This is a genomic window from Pseudorhodoferax sp. Leaf267 (assembly GCF_001422405.1).
Lineage (GTDB): Bacteria > Pseudomonadota > Gammaproteobacteria > Burkholderiales > Burkholderiaceae_C > Pseudorhodoferax.
The window spans coordinates 616,858-639,987 of the sequence record NZ_LMMV01000012.1; the positions used below are offsets into that span (position 1 = coordinate 616,858).

The window sequence follows — 23,130 nt, forward strand, 5'->3', positions numbered from 1 at the left end:
TGCGACAATCCGTCGATGCACAGTCTTGCCGAATGGCTCGCGCACTGCGAGCAACTGCACACCAGCGCCATCGCGCTTGGCCTGGACCGCGTCCGCACGGTGGCCGAGCGCATGGGCCTGCGCTTCGAATGCCCCGTCATCACGGTGGCGGGCACCAACGGCAAGGGCTCGACCTGCGCCATGCTGGAATCCATCGCCGGGCATGCGGGTTGGCGCACTGGCGTCTACACCTCGCCCCACCTCGTGCGCTTCGAGGAGCGCTGCCGCATCGCGGGCACGGTGGTGACCGAGGCAGAACTGCTGCCGCACTTCGCCGCGGTCGAGGCCTCGCGTGGCGATGTCGCGCTCACCTATTTCGAGTTCACGACCCTGGCCATCCTGCGCTGCATGGCCGCTGCCGGTCTGGACGTGGCGATCCTGGAAGTCGGCCTCGGAGGCCGGCTGGACGCCGTCAACATCATCGATGCCGACTGCGCCATCGTGACCAGCATCGACCTGGACCACATGGAGTTCCTGGGCCCCGACCGCGAAGCCATCGGCTTCGAGAAGGCCGGCATCATGCGCGCCGGCCGGCCGGCCATCGTCAGCGACCCCATGCCACCTGCCAGCGTCGTGCAGCACGCAGAGACCATCGGCGCCGACCTGTGGCGCTCGGGCGTGGATTTCAACTTCACGGGCGACCAGCAGCAATGGTCTTGGGCCGGCCGTGGCAAGCGTTACAGCGGCCTGGCCTACCCCGCGCTGCGCGGTGCGAACCAGCTCGTCAATGCGGCCGGCGTGCTGGCCGCGCTCACCGCGCTGCGCGAGCGTCTGCCGATCACGGCCCAGGCTGTGCGCACGGGCCTGGCGATGGTCGAGTTGCCGGGCCGCTTCCAGATCGTGCCGGGCCAGCCCGCGCTGGTGCTGGACGTGGCACATAACCCGCATGCCGTCGCCGCGCTGGCCGCGAACCTGGATGCCATGGGCTTCTTCCCGGCCACGCATGCCGTGTTCGGTGCCATGGCCGACAAGGACATCGCAGGCATCCTGCAGCGCATGGCGCCCTTGGTGGAGCATTGGTACTTCTGCGACCTGCCGACGCCGCGCGCGGCGCGCGCCGACGATCTGATGCATGCCTGGCACGAAATCAACACCCGCAAAGACGTGGTCGCCGGCACATATCCCGGCCCCACGCAGGCCATGGAGGCAGCGGTCGCCCAGGCGGCCCCCGCTGATAGAATCCTCGCCTTCGGGTCGTTTCTGACCGTAGGTGGCGTGCTGGAGCAAGGCCTCCCCAAATTGCACGCCAAACACCTCGGTCCCTGAGCTCACTCCATGGCTTTTTTCAAGTTTCGCGCGCGTGGCCAGAAGGGCGAAGACCAAGCGCCGACGCCCGCGGAAACCATCGACGACATGCGCCGCCGCGCGCGGCACCGGCTCATCGGCGCCACGGTGCTGGTGCTGATCGGCGTGCTCGGCTTCCCCCTGCTGTTTGACACCCAGCCGCGGCCGATCCAGGTCGATATCCCGATCGAGATCCCCGACCGCGAAAAGACGCGCCCTTTGGGCGCGGGCGGCAAGATCGGTACGGCGGAGCCCGCGCCGGCAGCCTCGGCAGCGGCCGCGGCTCCTGTGCAGGACAAGGTCACGGCCGATGCCAGCCTGGCCGCCAAGGAGGAAGTGGTGGCCGACAAGAGCGCACGCCATGCGCCGCCCAAGGAAGACAAGCAGCCGGCGCCCGAACACAGGGCAGAACCGAAGGTCGAGCGCAAGGTGGAAGCCAAGGCCGCTGCCAGCACGCCCGCATCGGCCGACGATGGCGCCAAGGCCCGTGCGCTGCTCGACGGCAAGTCTCCCGCGGCCGAGGGGCAGGAGCGTTTCATCCTGCAGGTCGGCGCGTTCGCCGATGCCGAGAAAGCCCGCGAGACCCGCACCAAGCTGGAGCGTGCCGGCCTCAAAACCTACACCCAGGTGGTCGAAACCAAGGAAGGCAAGCGCATCCGCGTGCGCGTGGGGCCGTATGCGCAGCGCGCCGAAGCCGACAAGGCCGCGGCGCAGATCAAGAGCCTGAGCCTGCCCGTATCGGTGCTCACGCTCTGATCGCCGTGCATGCCGACCTTCGACTGGGTACTGCTGGCTGTTCTGGTCTGCTCCATGGTGCTGGGCGCCTGGCGCGGCCTGGTGTTCGAGGTCTTGTCGGTGCTGGGCTGGGTGGTCGCCTTCGTGCTGGCGCAGCGATTTGCCCCCGATGTGGGGCCGCATCTGCCGATCGGGGATGCGTCGGCGACGATCCGGTATGTGGCGGCATTCGCTCTGATCTTCGTGTTGGTCGCCTTTGCCTGCGGGTTGGTCACGGCGCTCGTGAAGCGGCTCGTGCAGGCTGTGGGCCTGCGGCCCGTGGACCGCGTGCTGGGCATGGTCTTCGGCCTGTTGCGCGGCGCCATCTTGATTCTGGCGGCCGGCGTCATCATCTCCAGTACGCCGCTGCAGCGCCAGGCGTGGTGGCAGGAGTCCGCGGGTGCGGACGTCGTGGTCTCGGCGCTGCATGCACTCCGGCAGGCACTGCCTGTCGAGTACGCCAGGTTTCTACCCTGACCTTCGTGGCCTGACGGCCGCGCCAATCTTGCAGGAACAATCCTATGTGTGGAATCGTCGGTGTCGTCAGCAATGCACCTGTCAATCAGCTGATCTATGACGCGCTGCTGCTGCTGCAGCACCGCGGCCAGGACGCGGCAGGCATCGTCACGCAGCAGGAGCGCAAGTTCTTCATGCACAAGGCCAAGGGCATGGTGCGCGACGTGTTCCGCACGCGCAACATGCGCTCGCTGCCGGGCAATTGCGGCCTGGGCCAGGTGCGCTATCCCACGGCCGGAAACGCCTACAGCGAGGAAGAGGCCCAGCCCTTCTATGTGAACGCGCCTTTCGGCATCGTGCTGGTGCACAACGGCAACCTCACCAACGCGCATGCGCTCAAGGCTGAGCTGTTCAGCACCGACCACCGGCACATCAATACCGAGAGCGATTCGGAAGTGCTGCTGAACATCCTGGCCAACGAACTGGAGGGCTCCACGCGCGGGGGGGTGCTCAAGCCGGCCGAGGTGTTCGCCGCCGTGCGCAGCGTGCACAAGCGCCTGCGCGGCTCGTACGCCGTCATCGCCTCGATCGCCGGCCATGGCTTGTTGGCGTTCCGCGACCCCTACGGCATCCGCCCGCTGAGCCTGGGCCGCAATGGCGACACCGTGATGGTGGCCAGCGAGTCCGTCACATTGGAAGGCACGGGCCATGAGTTCGAGCGCAACCTGCAGCCCGGCGAGGCCGTGTTCATCGACCTGGAAGGCCAAGTGCATGCCGAGCAGTGCGCCGACAAGCCTGCCCTGCATCCCTGCATCTTCGAGTTCGTCTACCTGGCGCGGCCCGATTCCGTCATGGACGGTATCTCGGTCTACCAGGCCCGGTTGAACCTGGGCGAGGCCCTGGCCAAGCGCGTGATTTCCACCGTGCCGCCCAAGGACATCGACGTGGTGATTCCGATCCCCGAATCCAGCCGCCCGAGCGCGATGCAGCTGGCGCACCTGCTCGGCATCTCCTACCGCGAAGGCTTCGTGAAAAACCGCTATGTCGGTCGCACGTTCATCATGCCCGGGCAGGAAGTGCGCAAGAAGTCGGTGCGGCAAAAGCTCAATGTGATCGGCAGCGAATTCAAGGGCCGCAATGTGCTGCTGGTGGACGACTCCATCGTGCGCGGCACGACCAGCCGCGAGATCGTGCAGATGGCGCGCGATGCCGGCGCCCGCAAGGTGTACCTGGCCAGCGCCGCGCCGCCGGTGCGTTACCCCAACGTCTACGGCATCGACATGCCGACCAAGGACGAGCTGGTCGCGCATGGCCGCAGCGTGGACGAGATCCGCGCCATCATCGGCTGCGATGCGCTGATCTACCAGGACGTGGACGGCATGAAGAAGGCCATCGGCTCGCTGAACCCGGCCATCGTCGGCTTCGATGCGTCCTGCTTCGACGGTGTCTACGTAACCGGCGACATCTCGGACGGCGACATCGCGCGCCTGAACGAGCGCCGCGTCGGTGGCAGCGAAGAGAACCAGGAAGACAGTTCCCGCCTGGCCTTACCCAACGCCGAAGCCGCCTGACCCCCTGACCTGTCCGATCCGCACCATGTCCACGCCAACCATCCGCACGCGCTTCGCGCCATCGCCGACCGGCTTCATCCACCTGGGCAACATCCGCTCGGCCCTGTACCCCTGGGCGTTCGCACGCGCCACTGGCGGTGTGTTCGTGTTGCGCATCGAGGACACCGACGTGGAGCGCTCCTCGCAGCAGGCTGTCGATGTGATCGTCGAGGGCATGCGCTGGCTGGGCCTGGACCACGACGAAGGACCGTTCTTCCAGATGCAGCGCATGGAGCGCTACAAGCAGGTGCTGGCCGATCTGGTCGCCGCCGGCAGCGTTTACCCCTGTTACATGAGCATGGCCGAGCTCGATGCGCTGCGCGAGCGGCAGACGCAGGCCAAGGAAAAGCCGCGCTACGACGGCACCTGGCGGCCCGAGCCCGGCAAGACCTTGCCGCCTGTGCCTGAAGGCGTGCAGCCCGTGCTGCGCTTTCGCAACCCGCAGACCGGTTCCGTTGTCTGGGAGGACAAGGTCAAGGGCCGCATCGAGATCAGCAACGACGAGCTGGACGATCTGGTCATCGCGCGACCTGACGGAACGCCGACATACAACTTCTGCGTCGTGGTCGACGACATCGACATGGGGATCACGCACGTCATCCGCGGTGACGACCATGTGAACAACACGCCGCGCCAGATCAACATCTTCCGCGCGCTCGGCAAGGAGCCGCCGGTCTATGCCCATCTGCCCACCGTGCTGAACGAGCTGGGCGAGAAGATGAGCAAGCGCAACGGTGCCAAGGCCGTGACGCAATACGCCGTCGAGGGCTACTTGCCCGATGCCATGGTGAACTACCTGGCACGCCTGGGCTGGAGCCACGGCGATGACGAGATCTTCAGCCGCGCGCAGTTCCTGGAGTGGTTCAACCTGGACCACCTGGGCCGCAGCGCCGCGCAGTTCGACGAAGCAAAGCTACGCTGGGTGAATGCCCAGCATCTGAAGGCTATGCCCGACGAGCAGTTGGCACCGCTCGTGGCCGCGCAACTGGAGCGCCGTGGCTTGGTGGCAGACGAGCGGCTGCCGGCGATCTGTGGCTTGTTCAAGGACCGCTGCGACACGACGGTCGCGCTGGCCGAATGGGCTGCAGCTTTCTACGCCGATGTGCAGCCCCGGCCCGAGGAGGTCGCGCAGCACGTGACGGACTCCGTACGACCCGCGATTGCCGCATTGGCCGGCAAGCTTGCCGACACGGCATGGGACAAGCCATCCATTGCAGCAGCCATCAAGGAGACTTTGTCCCAGCACGGCCTCAAGATGCCGCAACTGGCGATGCCCGTGCGCGTCCTGGTGATGGGCACGGCCCAGACGCCATCGCTGGATGCTGTGCTGGCACTGTTCTCTAAAAAAGTTGTGCTCGGAAGATTGAAAACGGACTGAAATTCGTTCTATAATTCGAGGCTCGATGCAGCGCAGGCTAGAGTTGAAAAACGAAAGCCTGACGTAACACCCAAGGGGGTATAGCTCAGCTGGGAGAGCGCTTGCATGGCATGCAAGAGGTCAGCGGTTCGATCCCGCTTACCTCCACCAAGTGAGCATCGAGATGGGAAGTACCAAGGTTTTGACCCTATCGTCTAGAGGCCTAGGACACTACCCTTTCACGGTAGGTACCGGGGTTCGAATCCCCGTAGGGTCGCCAAGTTTGTAGCGCTTGGATCGTCGCAAGACGGTCGAAGCTACCTACCAGGAGTGGTAGTTCAGTTGGTTAGAATACCGGCCTGTCACGCCGGGGGTCGCGGGTTCGAGTCCCGTCCACTCCGCCAAAAAGTCAACGGGTTACGCAAGAAGTTGCGTAACCCGTTTTCCGTTGTGCGTCCGCTTGTGAGCAGCTTTGCTACCGCCCGCTCAGCGGCGGCGCTTGCGGTTGCTGGCTGGCGCCAGCGTCCACAGATCCAACAGGTTGCGCGTGGCCTTGGTGGTAGCGGTCTTGCTGGCACGCTTGACCTGGGCGGTGGCATGGCCGCGTGCCGAGCCGGCAACCGAGTTGGCGGCGCTCAGCCACATGCTCATCAACGGGTTTTTCTTGAGCCAGGGGTTGGACATGGGTTTCCTTTCGTGGCCCCTATTGTTTCGCCGGCTGGTGCGCGGCGGTGTGCAAGTCCAGGGTGTCCTGCTGTCAGCCGAGGCGCTGCGGGCCCAGCGCGGCGCACATAACACCGCTGCAAGCCCACAGCCGTGTAGCACGTGCGCCGACACCGGGCGGCTCCGCGCTTCCGATACTGGTTGCGCGGCCTGCATGGTGCCAAGGCCGACGAGCAACCCAGTAGCGCACCCGGTATAGGAGACGAGATGCGAACAGCCTTGTGGATCGTGGTGTTGGCGCTGACGGGATGCGGCACCTGGACCAAGCCGGGCGTGACCGATGCGCAGGCCAGCGCCGACCAGAAGGAATGCGGGCTGCGCGCGGCCGAGGCGCACCCGCCGCAGATGCTCAATGCACCGGAAATACCGCTAGCGACGGACACGCAATGCGCCAGCATTTACGGCCAGGCCCAATGCGCGCCGCTGGGCCGGCGTGACCGTGCGGCCCAGACCGACATGAACGACGGTGCGCGGCATGTCGCCTTCGAGCAATGTCTGCAGGCCAAAGGCTACCGCTACACGGCCAAGTGAGCGACCCGACCGTCTCGGCCCCGCGTTGCACAGCCGCAGGACCACTCGAGACGGGCACCCGTTGGATTCCAGCACAGGCTGTGGGTTGAGCGGCACCACCGCCACCCGCCCGAAATTTGGCAACCGGCGTCCATGCGACTGCATGTCTGGCGCGTCGGCCGATGTGGTCAACGGCTCGCGCGACGAAGCCGTGTGCGCTTCAATCGCCAGCGGGTGGCGCGCCCCACCGCCGCGACGTCCCGGTGCTCCTGCTCCTCGATGGCGTCACCGCCAGTGTCCTCATCGGGTCACGCCGAAGCGCGCAGCCAGCCCTCATGGCCGGTGGAGGGCGCAGCGCGATGGGCGGACGGTGCCGTGACCACGATCGCGCAGTACTGCTGCCAGACGGGGCCGTCGCTCGTCTCCAGCCAGGCGACGACACGCGCCCAAAGCTTGAAGCGATAAGGGCCAAGTTCGTAGACGGCGAACTCTTGGCCATGGAGAGTACGGACTGCGCGAACGGTCCATTGGTTTGCTTTCATGGCGGCGAGTATCCCGGGACGTATCAATTTGTATGTGTGCAGAAACACGTATGCGCGCGGATTTGGGCGGCTTCAGTGCGGAAGTTGTCAGTCAGACCTGGGCGGTTATTCCTGGGCTGTTGTTTGCCCACCAAAGTCTGCGTGACGTGGGCGCTTTCGGGCCGGGGTAACAATGTTGCTTTTCCGTGGCGCGGCCCCTGTTGCCGCGCCCGTCTTGCAGGAGAAGCCGCCATGAGCACACCCATTCCCGCCACCCTGATCCCGGGCGACGGCATCGGCCCGGAAATCGTCGACGCCACGCTGGCTGCATTCGACGCGCTGGGTGCACCCTTCGCATGGGACCGCCAGATCGCCGGTCTGGGCGGCGTGCAGGCCGCCGGCGACCCCTTGCCCCAAGCCACGCTGGACAGCATCCGCCGCACGCGCCTGGCCCTGAAGGGCCCGCTGGAGACGCCTTCGGGCGGCGGCTACCGTTCCTCCAACGTGCGCCTGCGCGAGGAATTCCAGCTCTACGCCAACCTGCGCCCGGCGCGCACCGTGATCCCGGGCGGCCGCTTCGACAAGATCGACCTGGTCGTCGTGCGCGAGAACCTCGAGGGTTTGTACATCGGCCATGAGCACTACGTGAAGATTGACGAGGACCCGCATGCGGTCGCCATGGCCACGGGCATCAACACCCGGGCCGGCAGCCGGCGCATCCTCGAGTACGCGTTCGAGACGGCGGTGGCAACTGGCCGCAAGAAGGTCACGATCGTGCACAAGGCCAACATCATGAAGGCGCTGACCGGCATCTTCCTGGAGACTGGGCTGGACATCTACGAGCGTAAGTACAAGGGCCGCTTCGAACTGGAGACCATCATCGTGGACGCCTGCGCGATGAAGCTGGTGCTCAATCCCTGGCAGTTCGACATGCTGGTCACGACCAACCTGTTCGGCGACATCCTGTCCGACCTGGTGGCCGGCCTGGTCGGAGGGCTGGGCATGGCGCCGGGCGCCAACATCGGCGCCGACGCGGCCATCTTCGAGGCCGTGCACGGCTCGGCGCCCGACATCGCGGGCAAAGGCGTCGCCAACCCCACGGCGCTGCTGCTGGCCGGCGCGCTGATGCTGGAGCATGTGCAACGGCCCGAGCTGGCACGGCGCCTGCGGCAGGCCATCGACGACACGCTGAACGTTGACAACGTGCGCACCGGCGACCTGGGCGGCAAGGCCGGCACGGCGGCGTTCACGCAGGCGCTGGTGGCGCGGATCCAGGGCGGCGCATGAGCCTGCCGATCCTGTCGCTGGCAGAGACCCGCGTGCTCGGCGTGCTGGTCGAGAAGCAGCGCACCGTGCCCGACACCTATCCGCTGACGCTGAACGCGCTGCTGTCCGGCTGCAACCAGAAAACCAGCCGCAACCCGGTGCTGGAACTGGGTGAGGCGCAGGTCCAGGACGCGCTGGACAACCTGCGCGCGCGCAGCCTGGTGGCCGAAAGCAGCGGCGGCCGCGTCATGCGCTATGCCCACAACGCGGATGGCGTGTTGCGCGTGCCTTCGCAGTCGCTGGCACTGCTCACGGTGCTGATGCTGCGGGGCCCGCAAACCGCCGGCGAGTTGCGCATCGCCAGCGAGCGCATGCACAACTTCGCCGACACCTCCTCGGTCGAGGCCTTCCTGGACGAGCTCGCGGCGCGCCCGGCCGGTGCCCTGGTGGCGCGGCTGGAGCGCCTGCCCGGCGCGCGCGAGCACCGCTGGATGCACCTGCTGTCGGGCGAGGCGCCGCAGGCCGTGGCTGCGCTGGAGGCGTCTGCCGTGGCCAGCGACCCGATGGGCGAGGTGCCGGCGCTACGCGCGCAGGTCGGCCGGCTGCAGGGCGAGGTGGCCGCGCTCAAGGCCACGGTGGCGCGGCTGTGCGCGGAGCTGGGGCTGCCGGCGGATTGAACCTGCGCGTCAGGTCACCGGTCTGTGCGGCGTGCCTGGCCGGTGCAGCCCGTCACCGCCCATGTCCGGCGCCAGAACGACCCGGTCGCGGCCTGCCGACTTCGCCTGGTAGAGCAACTGGTCGGCGCGCTTGTAGAGCGAGGCCGCAGTCTCGCCGCCAAGCAGTAGCGCACAGCCCGCGCTGACGCTCAGGCCGGCGCTGGCCGGCGATGCGGCGTGCTCGATGCCCAGCGACTGCACCGCAAGCGGCAGGCGCGCGAGCAGTTCCTGCACATCGGCTGCCGTGGCGTCGTGCAGGACCAGGGCCATCTCCTCTCCGCCGGTCCGGAACGCCCGGCCGCCGTGCGCGGCGGCCAGATGCTCCAGCGTGTGCGCCACGCGCTGCAGCGCCAGGTCGCCGGCCTGGTGGCCGTAGCTGTCGTTGTAGAGCTTGAAGTGGTCCACATCCACCAGAACCAGGGCGACCGGCTGCCCTGACTGGTGCGCCAGGGGGATCGCGGCGTCCAGCTGCCTGTTGAACTCGCGCCGGTTGAACAGCCCCGTCAAGGCGTCGCGACTGGCCTGCCATTGCAGTTCATGCCGCAGCAGGAACTGCTCGCGCTGGGCGTACTCGCGAATGTAGGCGCCCATCGCGCTCACCGCTGCCGTGGCCAGCAGCACGACCGGCACGGGCAGCACGGTGGCCCGCTGCGGCATCACCGTGCCGAGCAGGACCACCAGGCCGATACAGACCACCGCGAGCGCCAGCATCTGCGCGTACACCAGCCCCAGCGGCAGGAAGATGGCCATCACGACCAGCGCCAGCACGAAGCTGTCATGCGGCACGCCGAGTTCGCGGTAGACCGAGATGGCCACGGTGCCGGCGATGGTCAGCAACAGGAACAGGCCCGGGATCAGCGTCCACTGGCGGTAGGGGCGCGTGCCGGACCACAGCACCAGCGCGCTGACCGCGAGCGCCAGCAGCACCACCACGCGCGCCACCACCAGCTGCCACAGGCTGGGCGACCAATCCGGGAACTGCTGCAGCAAGTCCAGCCGCAGAACGTCGATGGCACAGAACATGAGCCAGATCACGGTGCCGGTCAGCAGCGCAACCAGGGTGGGGTAGGTGCTCGCCTGCAGGGTGGCGGCTCGGAATTCCTGCTCCAGCGCCGGCTCGAAGCGCAGGCGCTTGAAGCCGGCGTGCAGCTGCTGGCCGTAGCGCGTGTCGGTGGCCGCGGGCGGGGTGACTGGCAAGCGCATCGCTCTGGGATGGTAGGCCAGATGGACCGGCTGAAAAAGCCCGCCGGTACAGCGCGGTGCGCCACTGGTCGGGGGCGGGCCGGTCGCGTGCGGGACATGGCCCGCGCAGGCCCGCGGCAGACTGCGGGCCTTCACCGATGCGCCCACCGGGCCGCCCACTTAGGCTCGCCGCTTTACAGGAGACACCGCACCCATGCCCGCTTCTCGCCCGCATCACAAGTTCTGGCCCGCACGGCTGCCGCACGCCATCACCGTGCCGGCCACCTCGCTGTGGCACAACCTGGCCACCAGCGCTGCGCGCTATCCGGACAAGCCGGCCCTGGTGTTCTTCGACCGCGTGCTGTCCTACCGCGACGTGCTGGCGCAGGCCGAGGCCCTGGCCGGCGCGCTGCATGCGCTGGGCGTGCAGCGCGGCGACCGCGTGGTGCTGGACATGCAGAACACGCCGCAGCTGGTCATCGCGCATTTCGCGATCCTGCGCGCCAACGCCGTCGTGGTGCCCGTCAATCCCATGAACAAGGCCGAAGAGCTCAAGCACGCCATCAGCGACTCCGACGCGCGCGTGGCCATCACCACGGGCGACCTGGCGCCCGAGATGGCCAAGGCCAGCGACGCATTGCCGGCCGGCCAGCGGCTGGCGCACCTGGTCGTCACGCAGTTCACCGACGCCTTCGATGTCGCGGCGGCCGACACGCCCGCCATGGCCGCGGCCTGGCGCGACTGGCTGCTCACGCGCCATGCGCTGCCTGCGCTAGAGGGCGGCGAAGTCCATGCGTGGACAGACGTGCTGGCGCGCGGCACGCCCGCGCCCGCGCATGTGGTCGGTGCGCAGGACATGGCGCTGCTGCCCTACACCAGCGGCACCACCGGCCTGCCCAAGGGCTGCATCCATCCGCATGCCACGCTGATGCACAACGCCGTGGCCGGCGCGCTGTGGGGCAGCGCCAGCGCCGACAGCGTGGTGCTGGCCGTGGTGCCGATGTTCCACATCACCGGCATCGTGAGCATGATGCACACCGCCATCATGGCTGGCGCCGCGCTGGTGGTGATGCCGCGCTGGGACCGCGACGTGGCCGGCCACCTGATCTCCAAATGGCAGGTGACGAGCTGGACCAACATTCCCACCATGGTCATCGACCTCATGGCCAGCCCGAAGTTCGCCGAGTACGACCTGTCCAGCCTGAACTACATCGGCGGTGGCGGCGCGGCCATGCCGCAGGCCGTGGCGCAGCGGCTGCTGGAGCAGTTCGGCCTGTCCTACCAGGAGGGTTACGGCCTGACGGAGACGGCCGCGCCCTCGCACAGCAACCCGGCCGTGCACGCCAAGCAGCAATGCCTGGGCATGCCCTTCATGGGCGTGGACGCGCGCGTGGTCGACCCCGACACGCTGCAGGAGCTGCCCGTGGGCGAATCGGGTGAGATCATCATCTGCGGCCCGCAGGTCTTCCAGGGCTACTGGAAGCGGCCCGACGCCACGGCCGCCGCGTTCATCGAATTCGAGGGCAAGCGCTTCTTCCGCACCGGCGACATGGGCCGCATGGACGAGGAAGGCTACTTCTTCATCACCGACCGCTTGAAGCGCATGATCAACGCCAGCGGCTTCAAGGTCTGGCCGGCCGAGGTGGAGCTGCTGATGTACAAGCACCCCGCCATCCAGGAGGCCTGCATCATCGGCACGCAGGACGCCTACCGCGGCGAGTCCGTCAAGGCCGTGGTGGTGCTGCGGCCCACGCACCAGCACACCACGCCCGAGGAGATCATCGCGTGGTGCCGCGACAACATGGCCACCTACAAGGTGCCGCGCCAGGTGCAGTTCGTGCATGCGCTTCCCAAGAGCGGCAGCGGCAAGGTGATGTGGCGGCTGCTGCAGGAGGCCGAGGAAGCGCCGGCGAAGTAGGGCGCCGGCGCGCGGCTCAAGCGGCCCGGCGCGCTTTCAGGTTGGCGACATAGCTCTCGCGCGTGCCGGCCACGTGCACGCGCATCAGGGCGTCGAAGGCCGCGAAGTCGCCATCGCTGAAGTACGCCAGCATCTGCTGATGCTGCTCGTAGCCGGCCGGCCGCAGCACATCGGCCGGCGCCGACAAATGGGTGCGTAGCGCCGCGATCTTGGCGCCGGCCGTGGCATAGGCCGCCTGCAGGTAGCTGTTGCCGCAGTGGGCCACGAACGCCTCGTGCAGGCGCGTGTCGGCGCGGCTGTAGCGCACGCCGTCCTTGCCCTTGCGCGCGGCCGCCATCTCGGCAATGGCCGCCTTGATGTCGGCGATCGCAGCGTCGCGCGCGTGCCGGTAGGCGAGCTCGGCCGCACGCGGCTCGATCAGGCTGCGGAACTCGCACAACGCCTCGACGTCGGTCTCGGTCGCCTCGAACACATAGCTGCCGCGCTGCGGCTTGATGGCCACCAGGCCCAGCAGCTGCAGCTGGTTCAAGGCCTCGCGCACCGGCGTGCGGCTGACACCGAACGAGCTGGCGAGCTGCTCTTCCGGGATCATCTCGCCCAACGCGAACTGGCCATCGACGATGGCATCGCGCAGCCGCTGCGCGACCTGCGTGGCCAGCGAACGGGGGGTCTCGATCTTGAAGCTGGTGCCGTTCACGGCGCGGTCTCCTGTGGATATGCCCGGCAGGGCAGGGCAGCCCGAGTCTCGCAGATCGATCCAAGCGCGCACGGTGCCCGGCTGTATTCTGCCATTGGTATTAGTACTAGTGCCTCAGTACCTTACATACAAGGATACTGCGGCCCATGAACATGACCCCTACGGCGGGAGCCCTCGACGTGCTTTCGGCCCTGCGTGACGAGCTCGGTGCGGCCGCGGTGCTGATCGGTAACCACGTGCCCGAGCGCAACCGCAACGACTGGAGCACCCAGTCGCCCACGAACCCGCTGGCCGTGGTCCGCCCGGTGGACGCGGCCGGTGTGTCGGCCGCGCTGCGCGCCTGCCGCGAGGCGGGCCTGCCCGTCGTGCCCCAGGGCGGCCTGACCGGCCTGTGCGGCGGCGCGCGGCCCGAGGACGGCTGGGTCGCGCTGTCGCTGGAGCGACTGGTGGGCGTGGAGGAGATCGACCCCGACAGCGCCACCATGACGGTGCGCGCCGGCACCCCGCTGGAGGTGGTCCAGCGCGCCGCCACCGAGGCCGGCCTGTACTTTGCGCTGGACCTGGGCTCGCGCGGCTCCTGCGCGATCGGCGGCAACCTGTCGACCAACGCCGGCGGCAACCGCGTGATCCGCTATGGCATGGCGCGCGAACTGGTACTGGGCCTCGAATGGGTGCTGCCCGACGGCACCATCGTGACCAGCCTGAACAAGATGATGAAGAACAACGCGGGCTACGACCTTAAGCAGTTGTTCATCGGCAGCGAAGGCACGCTGGGCATCATCACGCGCATCGTGCTGCGCCTGCACCCGCAGCCGGGCTGCACCATGTCGGCGCTGTGCGCGCTGCCGGACTATCCGTCGGTGGTGCGGCTGCTGGGCGCCGCGCGGCGCGGCCTGGGGCCGCTGCTGTCGGCCTTCGAGGTCATGTGGCCCGACTACTGGGAGGTCGTGACCCAGCGCGTGGGCGTGCGCCCGCCCGTGGCCGGCCAGCACGGCTTCTATGTTCTGGTGGAAGCCCAGGGCACGGACGAGGCGGTCGACGGTCCGCGCTTCGCGGCCTGGCTGGAGCAGTTCGCCGATGGCGGCGGGCTGGCCGATGCGGCGCTGGCCCAGTCCGTGGCCGACACCCAATCGTTCTGGGCCCTGCGCGACGCCTGCTCCGAGTTCTTCCAGGCCCTCGGCCCCCACGTCTCGTACGACGTGGCGCTCGCGGTGCGCGACATGGACGCCTTCGCCGCCCAGTGCAAGGCCGCGCTGCTGGCGCAGATCCCGGGTTGCCAGAGCGTCTACTACGGCCACATCGGCGACGGCAACGTGCACCTGGTGGCCTGGGTCGAAGGCCTGTCCATCGAGCAGCAGCCCAAGAAGCGCATGGACGAGGTGATCTACGGCACCGTGCGTGATTTCAAGGGCAGCATCTCGGCCGAACACGGCATCGGCACGGCCAAGAAGCCCTACCTGTCGTACGCGCGCAGCCCCGAAGAGATCGCGCTGATGCGCACGCTGAAGGCCGCGCTCGATCCACAGAACCTGCTCAATCCCGGCAAGGTGATCTGAATGCACAGACCCCCACGCTCATCGCTCCGTGTATCGCTGCCCCCCGAGGGGACGCATCAACGCCTTCGGGCGGCCGGGCGGCATTGATGAATCGCCTCTTCAAGGCCATCGAGTTCGTGCTGGCCATGCTGCTGCTGGGCATGGTGCTCATGGTGTTCAGCAACGTGCTGCTGCGCTACGCCTTCAATTCCGGCATCCAGGTGTCGGAGGAACTGTCGCGCTTCTTCTTCATCTGGCTCACCTTCATCGGCGCCATCGTCGCCATGCGCGAAGGCGCGCACCTGGGCATGGACAACTTCGTCACCAAGCTTTCGCGCCGCGGCAAGCTGGTCTGCCTGGCGCTGTGCCAGGGCCTGACCCTGCTGTGTTGCGTGATGATGTTCCGCGGCACCTGGGTGCAGCACGAGATCAACGCGACCACGGCCGCGCCGGTGACGGGCATGTCGATGATCTGGGTGTTTGGCGTGGCCTACCTCACCGCCATTGCCATCGGTGCGATGGCATTGCGAACGCTGTGGCGCATCGCGCGCAACGAGATCGCCGACGACGAGCTGGTGGCCATCAGCGAGAGCGAAGAGAACCTGCATCCCACCACCCCGGTGGAGGCCCGCCCATGACGATTGCCGTCTTCACCTTCTCGCTGCTCGGCGCCATGATGCTGGGCCTGCCGATCGCGTTCGCGCTGCTGGTCTGCGGCGCTGCACTGATGGTGGCCCAGGGCCAGATCGACACCACCATCCTGTCGCAAAAGCTGGTGGAAGGTGCCGACAGCTTCCCGCTGCTGGCGATCCCTTTCTTCATGCTGGCCGGCGAGCTCATGAACGCCGGTGGCATCTCCAAGCGCATCGTGAATTTCGCGTTGGCCTGGGTCGGCCACATCCGCGGCGGCCTGGGCGTGGTGGCAATCTTCGCCTCGGTGCTGATGGCCGCAATCTCGGGAAGCGCCGCGGCCGATGCGGCGGCCATCGGCGCCCTGCTGATCCCGATGATGCGCAAGGCCGGTTACAACGTGCCGCGCGCGGCCGGGCTGATCGCCGCCGGCGGCGTGATCGCGCCCGTGATCCCGCCGTCCATCGGCCTCATCGTGTTCGGCGTGATCGCCAACGTGTCCATCGGCAAGCTGTTCCTGGCCGGCATCTTCCCGGGCCTGATGATGGGCCTGGCCCTGCTGCTGACCTGGCAGTGGGTGGCGCGGCGCGACCAGGTGTCCGTGCTGCCGCGCCAGAGCATGGCGGCGCGCGGCCGGGCCGCGTTCGACGGCATCTGGGCACTGCTGATGCCGCTGGGCATCATCGGCGGCCTGAAGTTCGGCGTGTTCACGCCCACCGAGGCCGGCGTGGTGGCCTGCATCTACGCCTTCGTGCTGGGCACCTTCGTCTACCGCGAACTGCCGCTGCGCGGGCTCTACCCGCTGCTGGTGTCGGCGGCCAAGAGCACGGCCGTGGTGGTGTTCCTGATCGCCGCCGCGCTGGTCTCGGCCTGGCTCATCACCACGTCGGAGGTGCCGCAGCAGGTCTCGGCCATGTTGCAGCCCTTCATGTTCAACAAGATCGTGCTGATGTTCGTGATCATGGCGCTGGTGGTCGTCGTCGGCACGGCGCTGGACTTCGCGCCCACGCTGATGATCCTCACGCCGGTGCTGATGCCCGTGATCAAGGAGGCCGGCATCGACCCGGTGTACTTCGGTGTGCTGTTCATCATGAACAACGCCATCGGCCTCATCACGCCACCGGTGGGCATCGTGCTCAACGTGATGTGCGGCGTGGCCAGGATCTCGATGAAAGACCTCATGCAGGGCCTGTGGCCCTTCCTGTGGGCCGAGCTGGCGGTGCTGTTCCTGCTCGTGCTGTTCCCCGACCTCGTGCTCGTGCCGCTCAAGTGGCTGAGCTGACCCATTTCCCCTTTTCCCCTGGAGACATGACCATGCACAAGACTTCCCGCGCTGCCGTGACGGCGGTGGCCGCCGCCACGCTGGCCTTCGCCGCAGGCAGCGCCAACGCCCAGTTCCAGAGCCGCAACTTCCGCGTCTCCAACGGCGTCAGCAAGGAACACCCCATGGGCAACGGCCTGGCCGCCATGGGCGCCTGCACGCTGGAGAAGTCCGGCGGCAAGATGAAGATCCAGGCCTTCTGGGACGGCTCGCTGGGCAGCGACCTGACCAGCACGCAGAGCGTGCGCACCGGCTCCATCGACATGGTGCTGACCTCCACCGCGCCGGTGGTCTCCATCGTGCCGGCGCTGGGCGTGTTCGACCTGCCGTTCCTGTTCAACACCGCCACCGAGGCCGACCAGCTGCTGGACGGCAAGGTGGGCGACTGGTTCTCGGCCAAGATGCCGGCCGTGGGCCTGGTCAACCTGGCCTGGTGGGAAAACGGCTTTCGCCACACCACCAACTCCAAGCGCCCGATCACGAAGTTCGAGGATTTCGACGGCGTGAAGATGCGCGTCATGCAGAACAACGTCTACCTGGACACGTTCAAGACCCTGGGCAGCAACGCCGTGCCCATGGCCTTCACCGAGGTCTACTCGGCGCTGGAGACCAGGACCGTCGATGGCCAGGAGAACCCGTTCACCAACATCGAGAACATGAAGTTCTATGAGGTGCAGAAGTACCTGACCTTGAGCAAGCACGCCTACAGCCCCACGCTGGTGTTGTTCTCCAAGAAGATCTGGGACGGCCTGTCGCCGCAGGAGCAGGGCGTGCTGAAGGACTGCGCCGTGGTCGGCCGTGCAGAGCAGCGCAAGGCCAACCGTGCGATGGAAGCCAAGAGCGTGGACAACCTGCGCAGCAAGGGCATGGCCGTCAACGAGATCAGCCCGGCCGAGACGGCGCGCATCCGCGAGAAGACCAAGGTGATCTACGAGCGCCACGCCAAGGCCATCGGCGAGGAGCCGATCGCGCTGGTCAGCGAGGAACTCAAGCGGATCCGCGGGCAATGAGCGGTTTGCTTGAAGAGCAGGTCGCCTGGGTCACGGGCGGCGGCAGCGGCATCGGCCTGGCCGGTGCGGTGGACCTGGCCAAGGCCGGCGCACGGGTCGTGATCTCGGGCCGCGACGCGGCCAAGCTCGACGCAGCCATCGCCGAGGCCACATCGCGCGGCGCGCCAGCGGGCAGCATCACGGCCAGGCCGCTGGACGTGGCCGATGCCAAGGCCGTCAACGCCGTGGCGAATGCGATCCAGGCCGAGCTGGGCCGCGTCGACATCCTCGTCAACAGCGCCGGGCTCAACTACCCCAAGCGCTATTGGTGCGACACCGACGCCGAGACCTTCGCCGATGTGGTGGGCATCAACCTGAACGGTGCGACCTACTGCACGCTGGCGGTGGTGAAAGGCATGCGCGCGCGCGGGCAGGGCACGGTGATCAACGTGGCCTCGTTCGCGGGCTTCCATTACGAGTACATGACGGGCCCGGCCTACACGGCCAGCAAGGCCGCGATGATGGCGCTCACGCATTCCTTCAACATCGAGGAGTGCGTGAACGGCCTGCGCGCCACGTCGTTGTGCCCGGGCGAGGTGGCCACGCCCATCCTCAAGAAGCGGCCGGTGCAGCCGACCGAAGCCGACAAGGCCCGCATGCTGCAGGAGGCCGACCTGGGCCGCACCATCCGCTTCATCGCCGAGGCGCCCGCGCATGTGTGCGTCAACGAGCTGGTGATCTCGCCGGTGTGGAACCGCACCTATGTGCAGGACCAGCCGCTGGTCCGCAAGAAGCCCGTCGCATGACTGCACCCTTGGTCGTGGCCGTCACCGGCTCGGGCCAGGGCATCGGCTTGGCCGTGGCGCGCAGGTTCGCCGCGCGTGGCGGGCGCGTGGTGGTCTCGGACATCGATGCCGCACGCTGCCAGAACGCGGCCGAGGACATCGGCGCCCTGGGCGTGCCGGCGGACGTGACCGACGCCGCCCAGTGCCACCACCTGGTCGACCGCATCGTCGCCGCGCATGGCCGGCTCGATGTGATGGTCTGCAACGCCGGCATCATGCAGCTCAAGCCCTTCCTCGAACTGGATGGAACCGACTGGGACCGCATGCTGGGGGTCAACGTGAAGGGCTGCTTCCTGAGCCTGCAGGCCGCCGCACGCCAGATGCTGCAGCAGGCGCCGCAGGCCGAGGGGCGGCCGCGCGGCAAGATCATCACCATGGCGTCCATCGCCGGGCGCCCTGGCGCGGGGCCCATTGCCGCCGTGATCCCGCACTACCGCGCGAGCAAGGCCGCGGTGCTGAGCCTCACGCAGTCGGCCGCCGTCGCACTGGCGCCGCAGCTCACCGTCAATGCGATCTGCCCGGGCCTGGTGGAAAGCGAGATGTGGCGCGGCATGGACCGCGACTGGGGCGCGCTGCAAGGCCTGGGCGAAGGCCAGGTGTGGCAACAGCGCATCGCCGGCATCCCTCTGGGCCGGCCGCAGCGGCCCGAGGACGTGGCCGATGTCGCGACCTTTCTCGCGGCGCCGGAATCCGACTACATGACCGGCCAGGCCATCAACGTCGATGGCGGCCTGATGATGAGCTGAACCGATGACACATCCTGCAATCTCCCTGAAACGACTGCTCTCGGCGGGCACCATCGTCCAGGCGCCCGGCGCATACGACGGCCTGAGCGCCCGCCTGGTCGAGCGCGCGGGCTTTGCCGCGGTCTACATGACGGGCTTCGGCGCCACCGCCACGCGGCTGGGCCAGCCCGACATCGGCCTGTTGACGCAGACCGAGATGACCACGCACGCACGCGACATGGTGCGCGCCGTCGGTATCCCCGTGATCGCAGACGCCGATACCGGCTACGGCGGCCCGTCCAACATCGAGCGCACGGTGCGCGAATACGTGCAGGCCGGTGTCGCGGCCATCCACCTGGAAGACCAGGTGGCACCCAAGCGCTGCGGCCAGATGTCCGGCATCCGCCTGATCGACGCGGCCGAGAACGCGCGCCGCCTGCGCTGTGCCGTGCAGTCGCGTGGTGAGGATGCGCTGCTCTTGATCGGCCGCACCGACGCGCTGCCGGCCGCCGGCATCGACGAGGCCGTGTCGCGCGCCCAGCGCTACCAGGACGCGGGCGTGGACCTGGTCTTCGTCGACGGCATCAAGACCGTGGCCGAGGTGGAGGCCGTGGCGCGCCGCGTGGCCGGCCCCAAGGTCGTCTCCATCGTGGACGGCACGCCGGCCGTGGCCCTGACGGCGCCCGAGCTGCAGGCCCTGGGGTTTTCCATCGTGTTCTACGCCGTCACGGCGCTCTTCAGTGCCGCGCGCGCCGTGCAGGAAGCCCTGGCCGCCCTGCATGCCGGCGGCACGCCCGCAGCGCTGGCGCAGCCCGGCCTGTCGTACGCCGCCTTTGCCGACACCGTGGGCCTGCCGCACCACCAGCAGCTGGACGAGCAGTACGGCGCAAGCACATGACTCTCCCCCGTTTGGATGTCTCACTGCGTGTAGACATCCCATACCCCCCAGGGGGCACACCCAGCGGCCTGGCAGAGCCAGTTCCGCGGGTGTCCTGGCACGGCCTGCTTCCCGGCTTTCGGAGCTGTAGACCACTACCCCAACAACAGTTCACCCCAAGGACATTGCCATGACGACCACTGTTCCCCATGCCGGCATCTGGCCCGCACTGCTGACACCCTTGAACGCCGACCTCGGCATCGACATTGCCAAGTTCGCCAAGCATTCCAAGGCGCTGATCGACGGCGGCTGCACCGGCGTCACGCCCTTCGGCACCACGGGCGAGGGCCCGTCGTTCACGGTGGCCGAGCGCCGCGCCGCGCTCGAAGGCCTGATCGCCGGTGGTGTGCCCGCCGAGCGCATCCTGGTCTCGACCAGTTGCGCGGCATTGCCGGACACGCTGGAACTCACGCGCCACGCGCTTTCGGTGGGCGTCACGCGCTGCCTGATCCTGCCGCCGTTCTTCTTGAAGGGCGTGCCCGACCAGGGCGTGATCGACTCCTATCGCTATGTGATCGACGGCGTGGCCGATGCGCGCCTGCGCGTGGTGCTCTACCACATCCCCCAGGTCTCGGGCGTGCGCCTGTCGCACCAGGTCATCGCCACGCTGCGCCTGCTGTACCCCGACACCATCGTCGGCCTGAAAGACAGCGGCTGCACACGCACCGACTCGGTGGCCTACGCCGAGGCCTTCATGCCCGGCATGCAGGTGTGGGTCGGCAACGAACCCGACCTGCCCACCATGGGCGCGCGCGGCAGCCTGGGCGCGGTGAGCGGCATCGCCAACGTGATGCCGCACCTGGTCGGCCGCCTGGCGCTGGCCCAGGGCGAGGAGGCGGCGCAGCGCGACCTGCAACGCGTGCGCGCCTTCCTGGACATCCTGGGGGGCTATGGCATGACGGCTGCGTTCAAGGCCATCATGGCCATCCTGGACGGGGACGCCGGCTGGCGCCGCGTGCGGCCACCGTTGGTGGCGCTGGATGACGCCGAGCTGGCGCGCATCGAGGCGCAGATGGCCAGCTTCGCGCTGGATCGTAGCCAGGATTGAGCATCTGCGCTCTGCTGGCTCAGGGGGCATCACCTTGGCGGGAGCGGGCCTGGATTTGTACAATCGACTTGTACGTTTTTGAGTTCAGGAGCCGACCATGCACACGATCCCCTTCAGCGAAGCACGTGCCCATCTGGCCGAAGCCCTCAGCAGCTTGGATCAAGGTGGTGAACCGGTGTTGATCTCGCGCCGCGGCCAGGCCGCGGCCGTGCTGATGTCGGTGGCCCAGTACCAGCGGCTGGTGGCCGCTGGCGACGGCGCTGCGGCGCGGCTGCGGGACTGGCGCACCGAGCATGCCGGTGTGCTGGCCGAGCAGGGCGACATGTCCGATCCCTGGGCCGATGTGCGTGATCGTCAGCCGACGCGCGCAGTCGATTGGACGCAATCCCCCGCGACCAGGCGTGCCAGGCGCTGACCATGGCCACGCGCCCCATACCGCGCTGGTTACTGGACACCAACATCGTGTCGGAACTGGCGCGCCCGGATCCCTCTATGAACGTGCTGGATGCCTTCGCGGCGCACGCCGACGCGTCGGCGTTGCCGATGATCGTCTGGCACGAATTGCTATTTGGTGTGCTGCGGCTGCCCGACGGGCAGCGCAAGGACGCACTCACCCGCTTCGTCCACGCCGTGCCCGGCGCGTTACCCAAATTGGCGTATGACGAGGCTGCCGCCCGGCGCCATGCCGAACTGCGGGCCGCGCAACAGGCACGCGGTCGGCCGCTTGCAGAACCTGATGCGCAGATCGCTGCGACGGCCCTGGCGCAAGGGCTGACCCTGGTGACCCGCAACACGCGCGACTTTCGCGGCATCGACGGGCTGAAGTTGGCGAACTGGTTCGACGTGCGTGAGGGCTGGCGCGGTTCCTGCTGAGCTTGCTGCATTCGCAGCGAACCAGACCCTCGCCCCAATTCGCGCACCAAGCAGACTCATTCTTTGACTCCATTTGGTGCACCGATGGGGTTAGTCTGTATATACAGGTCTGCTCAAGCGAATGAGACTGCGCGGCGTGCGACCCGTCCCTGGGTTGCCGTCGGCGAAACCCAAGCGTTCAAACCCAACCCCAGGAGTGCCGGATGGCCAAGACTGTTTTCTCCAAGCTCGCAACCCTGTTGGCCGCCAGCGCATGCCTGGCCGGCTTCGCCCAGGGCGCGGCGGCCCAGACCAAGGTGGTGATCGGCATGTCCGGCTGGACCGGCTTTGCGCCGCTCACGCTGGCCGACCGCGCCGGCATCTTCAAGAAGAACGGCCTGGACGTGGAGATCAAGATGATCCCGCAGAAGGACCGCCACCTGGCGCTGGCCTCCAAGTCCATCCAGTGCGCCGCCACGACGGTGGAGACGCATGTGTCCTGGAACACCAACGGCGTGCCCATCACACAGATCGTGCAGCTCGACAAGTCCTACGGCGCCGACGGCATCGCCGTGCGCGGCGACATCAAGTCCTTCGCCGACCTCAAGGGCAAGACCGTGGCGGTGGACGCACCCGGCACGGCCCCGTACTTCACGCTGGCCTGGCTGCTCAGCAAGAACGGCATGAGCGTGAAGGACGTGAAGACCGTCACGCTGGCGCCGCAGCCGGCCGCACAGTCGTTCGTGACCGGCCAGAACGACGCGGCCGTGACCTACGAGCCCTACCTGTCCACCGTGCGCGACAACCCGGCCGCCGGCAAGATCCTGGCGACCACGCTGGACTTCCCGCACATCCAGGACACGCTGGGCTGCGCGCCCGACTGGCTCAAGGCCAACCCGGCCGCGGCCAAGGCGCTGGTGGACTCGTACTTCCAGGCGCTGGAGATGATCAAGTCCGACACTGCCAAGTCCAACGAGATCATGGGCGGCGCGGTCAAGCAGACCGGCGAGGCCTTCGCCAAGTCCGCCAGCTTCCTGCGCTGGCAGGACAAGGCGGCCAACCAGAAGTTCTTCGCCGGTGAGCTGGAGACTTTCATGAAGGAAGCCGCAGTCATCCTGCAGGACGCTGGCGTGATCCGCAAGCAGCCCGACAACTGGGCCGCGATGTACGACGCCAGCTTCATCAAGTAAAGCGC

Annotated in this window: 24 protein-coding genes and 3 tRNA genes; 23 read left to right on the forward strand and 4 right to left on the reverse strand. The window is 67.7% G+C overall.

What is annotated here, in order from left to right:
* The first annotated feature begins 15 nt into the window (after positions 1-15).
* The 8 genes from folC to ASF43_RS14715 all read left to right on the forward strand — a co-directional run bounded on the left by folC (position 16) and on the right by ASF43_RS14715 (position 5,924).
* The gene (gene folC, locus ASF43_RS14680) at positions 16-1,305 is read left to right on the forward strand and encodes a bifunctional tetrahydrofolate synthase/dihydrofolate synthase (protein ID WP_056182327.1); all 1,290 of its coding nucleotides are present in this window, start codon (positions 16-18) and stop codon (positions 1,303-1,305) included.
* Between the two features lie 9 nt (positions 1,306-1,314).
* Complete coding sequence (locus ASF43_RS14685; protein WP_056182329.1) at positions 1,315-2,079, forward strand: SPOR domain-containing protein; 765 nt, start codon at positions 1,315-1,317, stop codon at positions 2,077-2,079.
* Between the two features lie 9 nt (positions 2,080-2,088).
* Positions 2,089-2,574: a CvpA family protein gene (locus tag ASF43_RS14690; RefSeq protein WP_056182332.1), complete on the forward strand. Its 486-nt coding sequence runs from the start codon at positions 2,089-2,091 to the stop codon at positions 2,572-2,574.
* A 44-nt stretch (positions 2,575-2,618) separates the two neighbouring features.
* Entirely contained in the window at positions 2,619-4,124 is a 1,506-nt protein-coding gene (purF, locus tag ASF43_RS14695) for an amidophosphoribosyltransferase (protein WP_056182334.1), read from the forward strand.
* 25 nt (positions 4,125-4,149) lie between these two features.
* Positions 4,150-5,541, forward strand: a complete 1,392-nt coding sequence (gene gltX / locus ASF43_RS14700) for a glutamate--tRNA ligase (protein WP_056182338.1) — start codon at positions 4,150-4,152, stop codon at positions 5,539-5,541.
* Positions 5,542-5,615: 74 nt separating this feature from the next.
* Positions 5,616-5,691, forward strand: a tRNA-Ala gene (locus tag ASF43_RS14705).
* Positions 5,692-5,724: 33 nt separating this feature from the next.
* Positions 5,725-5,800 (forward strand) — tRNA-Glu (locus ASF43_RS14710).
* A 47-nt stretch (positions 5,801-5,847) separates the two neighbouring features.
* A tRNA-Asp gene (locus ASF43_RS14715) sits at positions 5,848-5,924 on the forward strand.
* 82 nt (positions 5,925-6,006) lie between these two features.
* Here ASF43_RS14715 and ASF43_RS14720 read toward each other — a convergent pair.
* Positions 6,007-6,204, reverse strand: coding sequence for a hypothetical protein (locus ASF43_RS14720; protein WP_056182341.1), 198 nt, complete (start codon positions 6,202-6,204; stop codon positions 6,007-6,009).
* 246 nt (positions 6,205-6,450) lie between these two features.
* Here ASF43_RS14720 and ASF43_RS14725 point away from each other — a divergent pair, with 246 nt between their 5' ends.
* Complete coding sequence (locus tag ASF43_RS14725) at positions 6,451-6,774, forward strand: hypothetical protein (protein ID WP_156373318.1); 324 nt, start codon at positions 6,451-6,453, stop codon at positions 6,772-6,774.
* Positions 6,775-7,061: 287 nt separating this feature from the next.
* Here ASF43_RS14725 and ASF43_RS30740 read toward each other — a convergent pair whose 3' ends face one another.
* Positions 7,062-7,295 carry a hypothetical protein gene (locus tag ASF43_RS30740; RefSeq protein WP_156373319.1) on the reverse strand — a complete coding sequence of 78 codons (234 nt, stop codon included), beginning with the start codon at positions 7,293-7,295 and terminating at the stop codon, positions 7,062-7,064.
* Between the two features lie 231 nt (positions 7,296-7,526).
* Between ASF43_RS30740 and ASF43_RS14730 the strand changes: the two genes are divergently transcribed.
* Together ASF43_RS14730 and ASF43_RS14735 are read left to right on the forward strand one after the other, a co-directional pair.
* Positions 7,527-8,561, forward strand: a complete 1,035-nt coding sequence (locus tag ASF43_RS14730; RefSeq protein WP_056182346.1) for an isocitrate/isopropylmalate dehydrogenase family protein — start codon at positions 7,527-7,529, stop codon at positions 8,559-8,561.
* Entirely contained in the window at positions 8,558-9,217 is a 660-nt protein-coding gene (locus ASF43_RS14735; protein WP_056182348.1) for a YceH family protein, read from the forward strand. The genes ASF43_RS14730 and ASF43_RS14735 overlap by 4 nt, the downstream gene beginning before the upstream one ends.
* A 9-nt stretch (positions 9,218-9,226) precedes the next feature.
* Here the strand turns inward: ASF43_RS14735 and ASF43_RS14740 are convergent, their stop codons facing one another.
* Positions 9,227-10,459, reverse strand: a complete 1,233-nt coding sequence (locus ASF43_RS14740) for a GGDEF domain-containing protein (RefSeq protein ID WP_056182352.1) — start codon at positions 10,457-10,459, stop codon at positions 9,227-9,229.
* 193 nt (positions 10,460-10,652) lie between these two features.
* Here ASF43_RS14740 and ASF43_RS14745 point away from each other — a divergent pair, with 193 nt between their 5' ends.
* Positions 10,653-12,356, forward strand: a complete 1,704-nt coding sequence (locus tag ASF43_RS14745; RefSeq protein WP_056182354.1) for a long-chain fatty acid--CoA ligase — start codon at positions 10,653-10,655, stop codon at positions 12,354-12,356.
* A gap of 16 nt (positions 12,357-12,372) precedes the next feature.
* On the opposite strand, the gene ASF43_RS14750 is transcribed toward ASF43_RS14745, so the two are convergent.
* Positions 12,373-13,053 (reverse strand): GntR family transcriptional regulator, encoded by a 681-nt coding sequence (locus ASF43_RS14750; RefSeq protein WP_156373320.1) that lies wholly within the window; start codon positions 13,051-13,053, stop codon positions 12,373-12,375.
* A 146-nt stretch (positions 13,054-13,199) separates the two neighbouring features.
* Between ASF43_RS14750 and ASF43_RS14755 the strand changes: the two genes are divergently transcribed.
* The 11 genes from ASF43_RS14755 (at position 13,200) to ASF43_RS14805 (ending at position 23,125) form a co-directional block, all read left to right on the forward strand.
* Entirely contained in the window at positions 13,200-14,609 is a 1,410-nt protein-coding gene (locus tag ASF43_RS14755; RefSeq protein WP_056182357.1) for an FAD-binding oxidoreductase, read from the forward strand.
* 86 nt (positions 14,610-14,695) lie between these two features.
* On the forward strand, positions 14,696-15,226 hold the full coding sequence (locus ASF43_RS14760) for a TRAP transporter small permease (RefSeq protein ID WP_056182361.1): 531 nt from the start codon (positions 14,696-14,698) through the stop codon (positions 15,224-15,226).
* A complete protein-coding gene (locus ASF43_RS14765) occupies positions 15,223-16,500 on the forward strand; it encodes a TRAP transporter large permease (RefSeq protein WP_056182364.1) in 1,278 nt (425 codons plus the stop codon). Before ASF43_RS14760 ends, ASF43_RS14765 begins: the two co-directional genes overlap by 4 nt.
* 32 nt (positions 16,501-16,532) lie before the next feature.
* Complete coding sequence (locus ASF43_RS14770; RefSeq protein WP_156373321.1) at positions 16,533-17,549, forward strand: TRAP transporter substrate-binding protein; 1,017 nt, start codon at positions 16,533-16,535, stop codon at positions 17,547-17,549.
* The gene (locus tag ASF43_RS14775; RefSeq protein WP_056182369.1) at positions 17,546-18,334 is read left to right on the forward strand and encodes an SDR family oxidoreductase; all 789 of its coding nucleotides are present in this window, start codon (positions 17,546-17,548) and stop codon (positions 18,332-18,334) included. The genes ASF43_RS14770 and ASF43_RS14775 overlap by 4 nt, the downstream gene beginning before the upstream one ends.
* Positions 18,331-19,119 carry an SDR family NAD(P)-dependent oxidoreductase gene (locus ASF43_RS14780; protein ID WP_082497864.1) on the forward strand — a complete coding sequence of 263 codons (789 nt, stop codon included), beginning with the start codon at positions 18,331-18,333 and terminating at the stop codon, positions 19,117-19,119. The genes ASF43_RS14775 and ASF43_RS14780 overlap by 4 nt, the downstream gene beginning before the upstream one ends.
* A 4-nt stretch (positions 19,120-19,123) precedes the next feature.
* Positions 19,124-19,996, forward strand: a complete 873-nt coding sequence (locus tag ASF43_RS14785) for an oxaloacetate decarboxylase (RefSeq protein WP_056182374.1) — start codon at positions 19,124-19,126, stop codon at positions 19,994-19,996.
* A gap of 169 nt (positions 19,997-20,165) precedes the next feature.
* Positions 20,166-21,083, forward strand: a complete 918-nt coding sequence (locus ASF43_RS14790) for a dihydrodipicolinate synthase family protein (RefSeq protein WP_056182378.1) — start codon at positions 20,166-20,168, stop codon at positions 21,081-21,083.
* Between the two features lie 97 nt (positions 21,084-21,180).
* Complete coding sequence (locus ASF43_RS14795; RefSeq protein WP_056182381.1) at positions 21,181-21,498, forward strand: type II toxin-antitoxin system Phd/YefM family antitoxin; 318 nt, start codon at positions 21,181-21,183, stop codon at positions 21,496-21,498.
* A gap of 2 nt (positions 21,499-21,500) precedes the next feature.
* Positions 21,501-21,956 carry a type II toxin-antitoxin system VapC family toxin gene (locus ASF43_RS14800; protein WP_056182383.1) on the forward strand — a complete coding sequence of 152 codons (456 nt, stop codon included), beginning with the start codon at positions 21,501-21,503 and terminating at the stop codon, positions 21,954-21,956.
* Positions 21,957-22,159: 203 nt separating this feature from the next.
* Positions 22,160-23,125, forward strand: coding sequence for an ABC transporter substrate-binding protein (locus ASF43_RS14805; protein WP_056182386.1), 966 nt, complete (start codon positions 22,160-22,162; stop codon positions 23,123-23,125).
* The last annotated feature ends 5 nt before the right edge of the window (positions 23,126-23,130 follow it).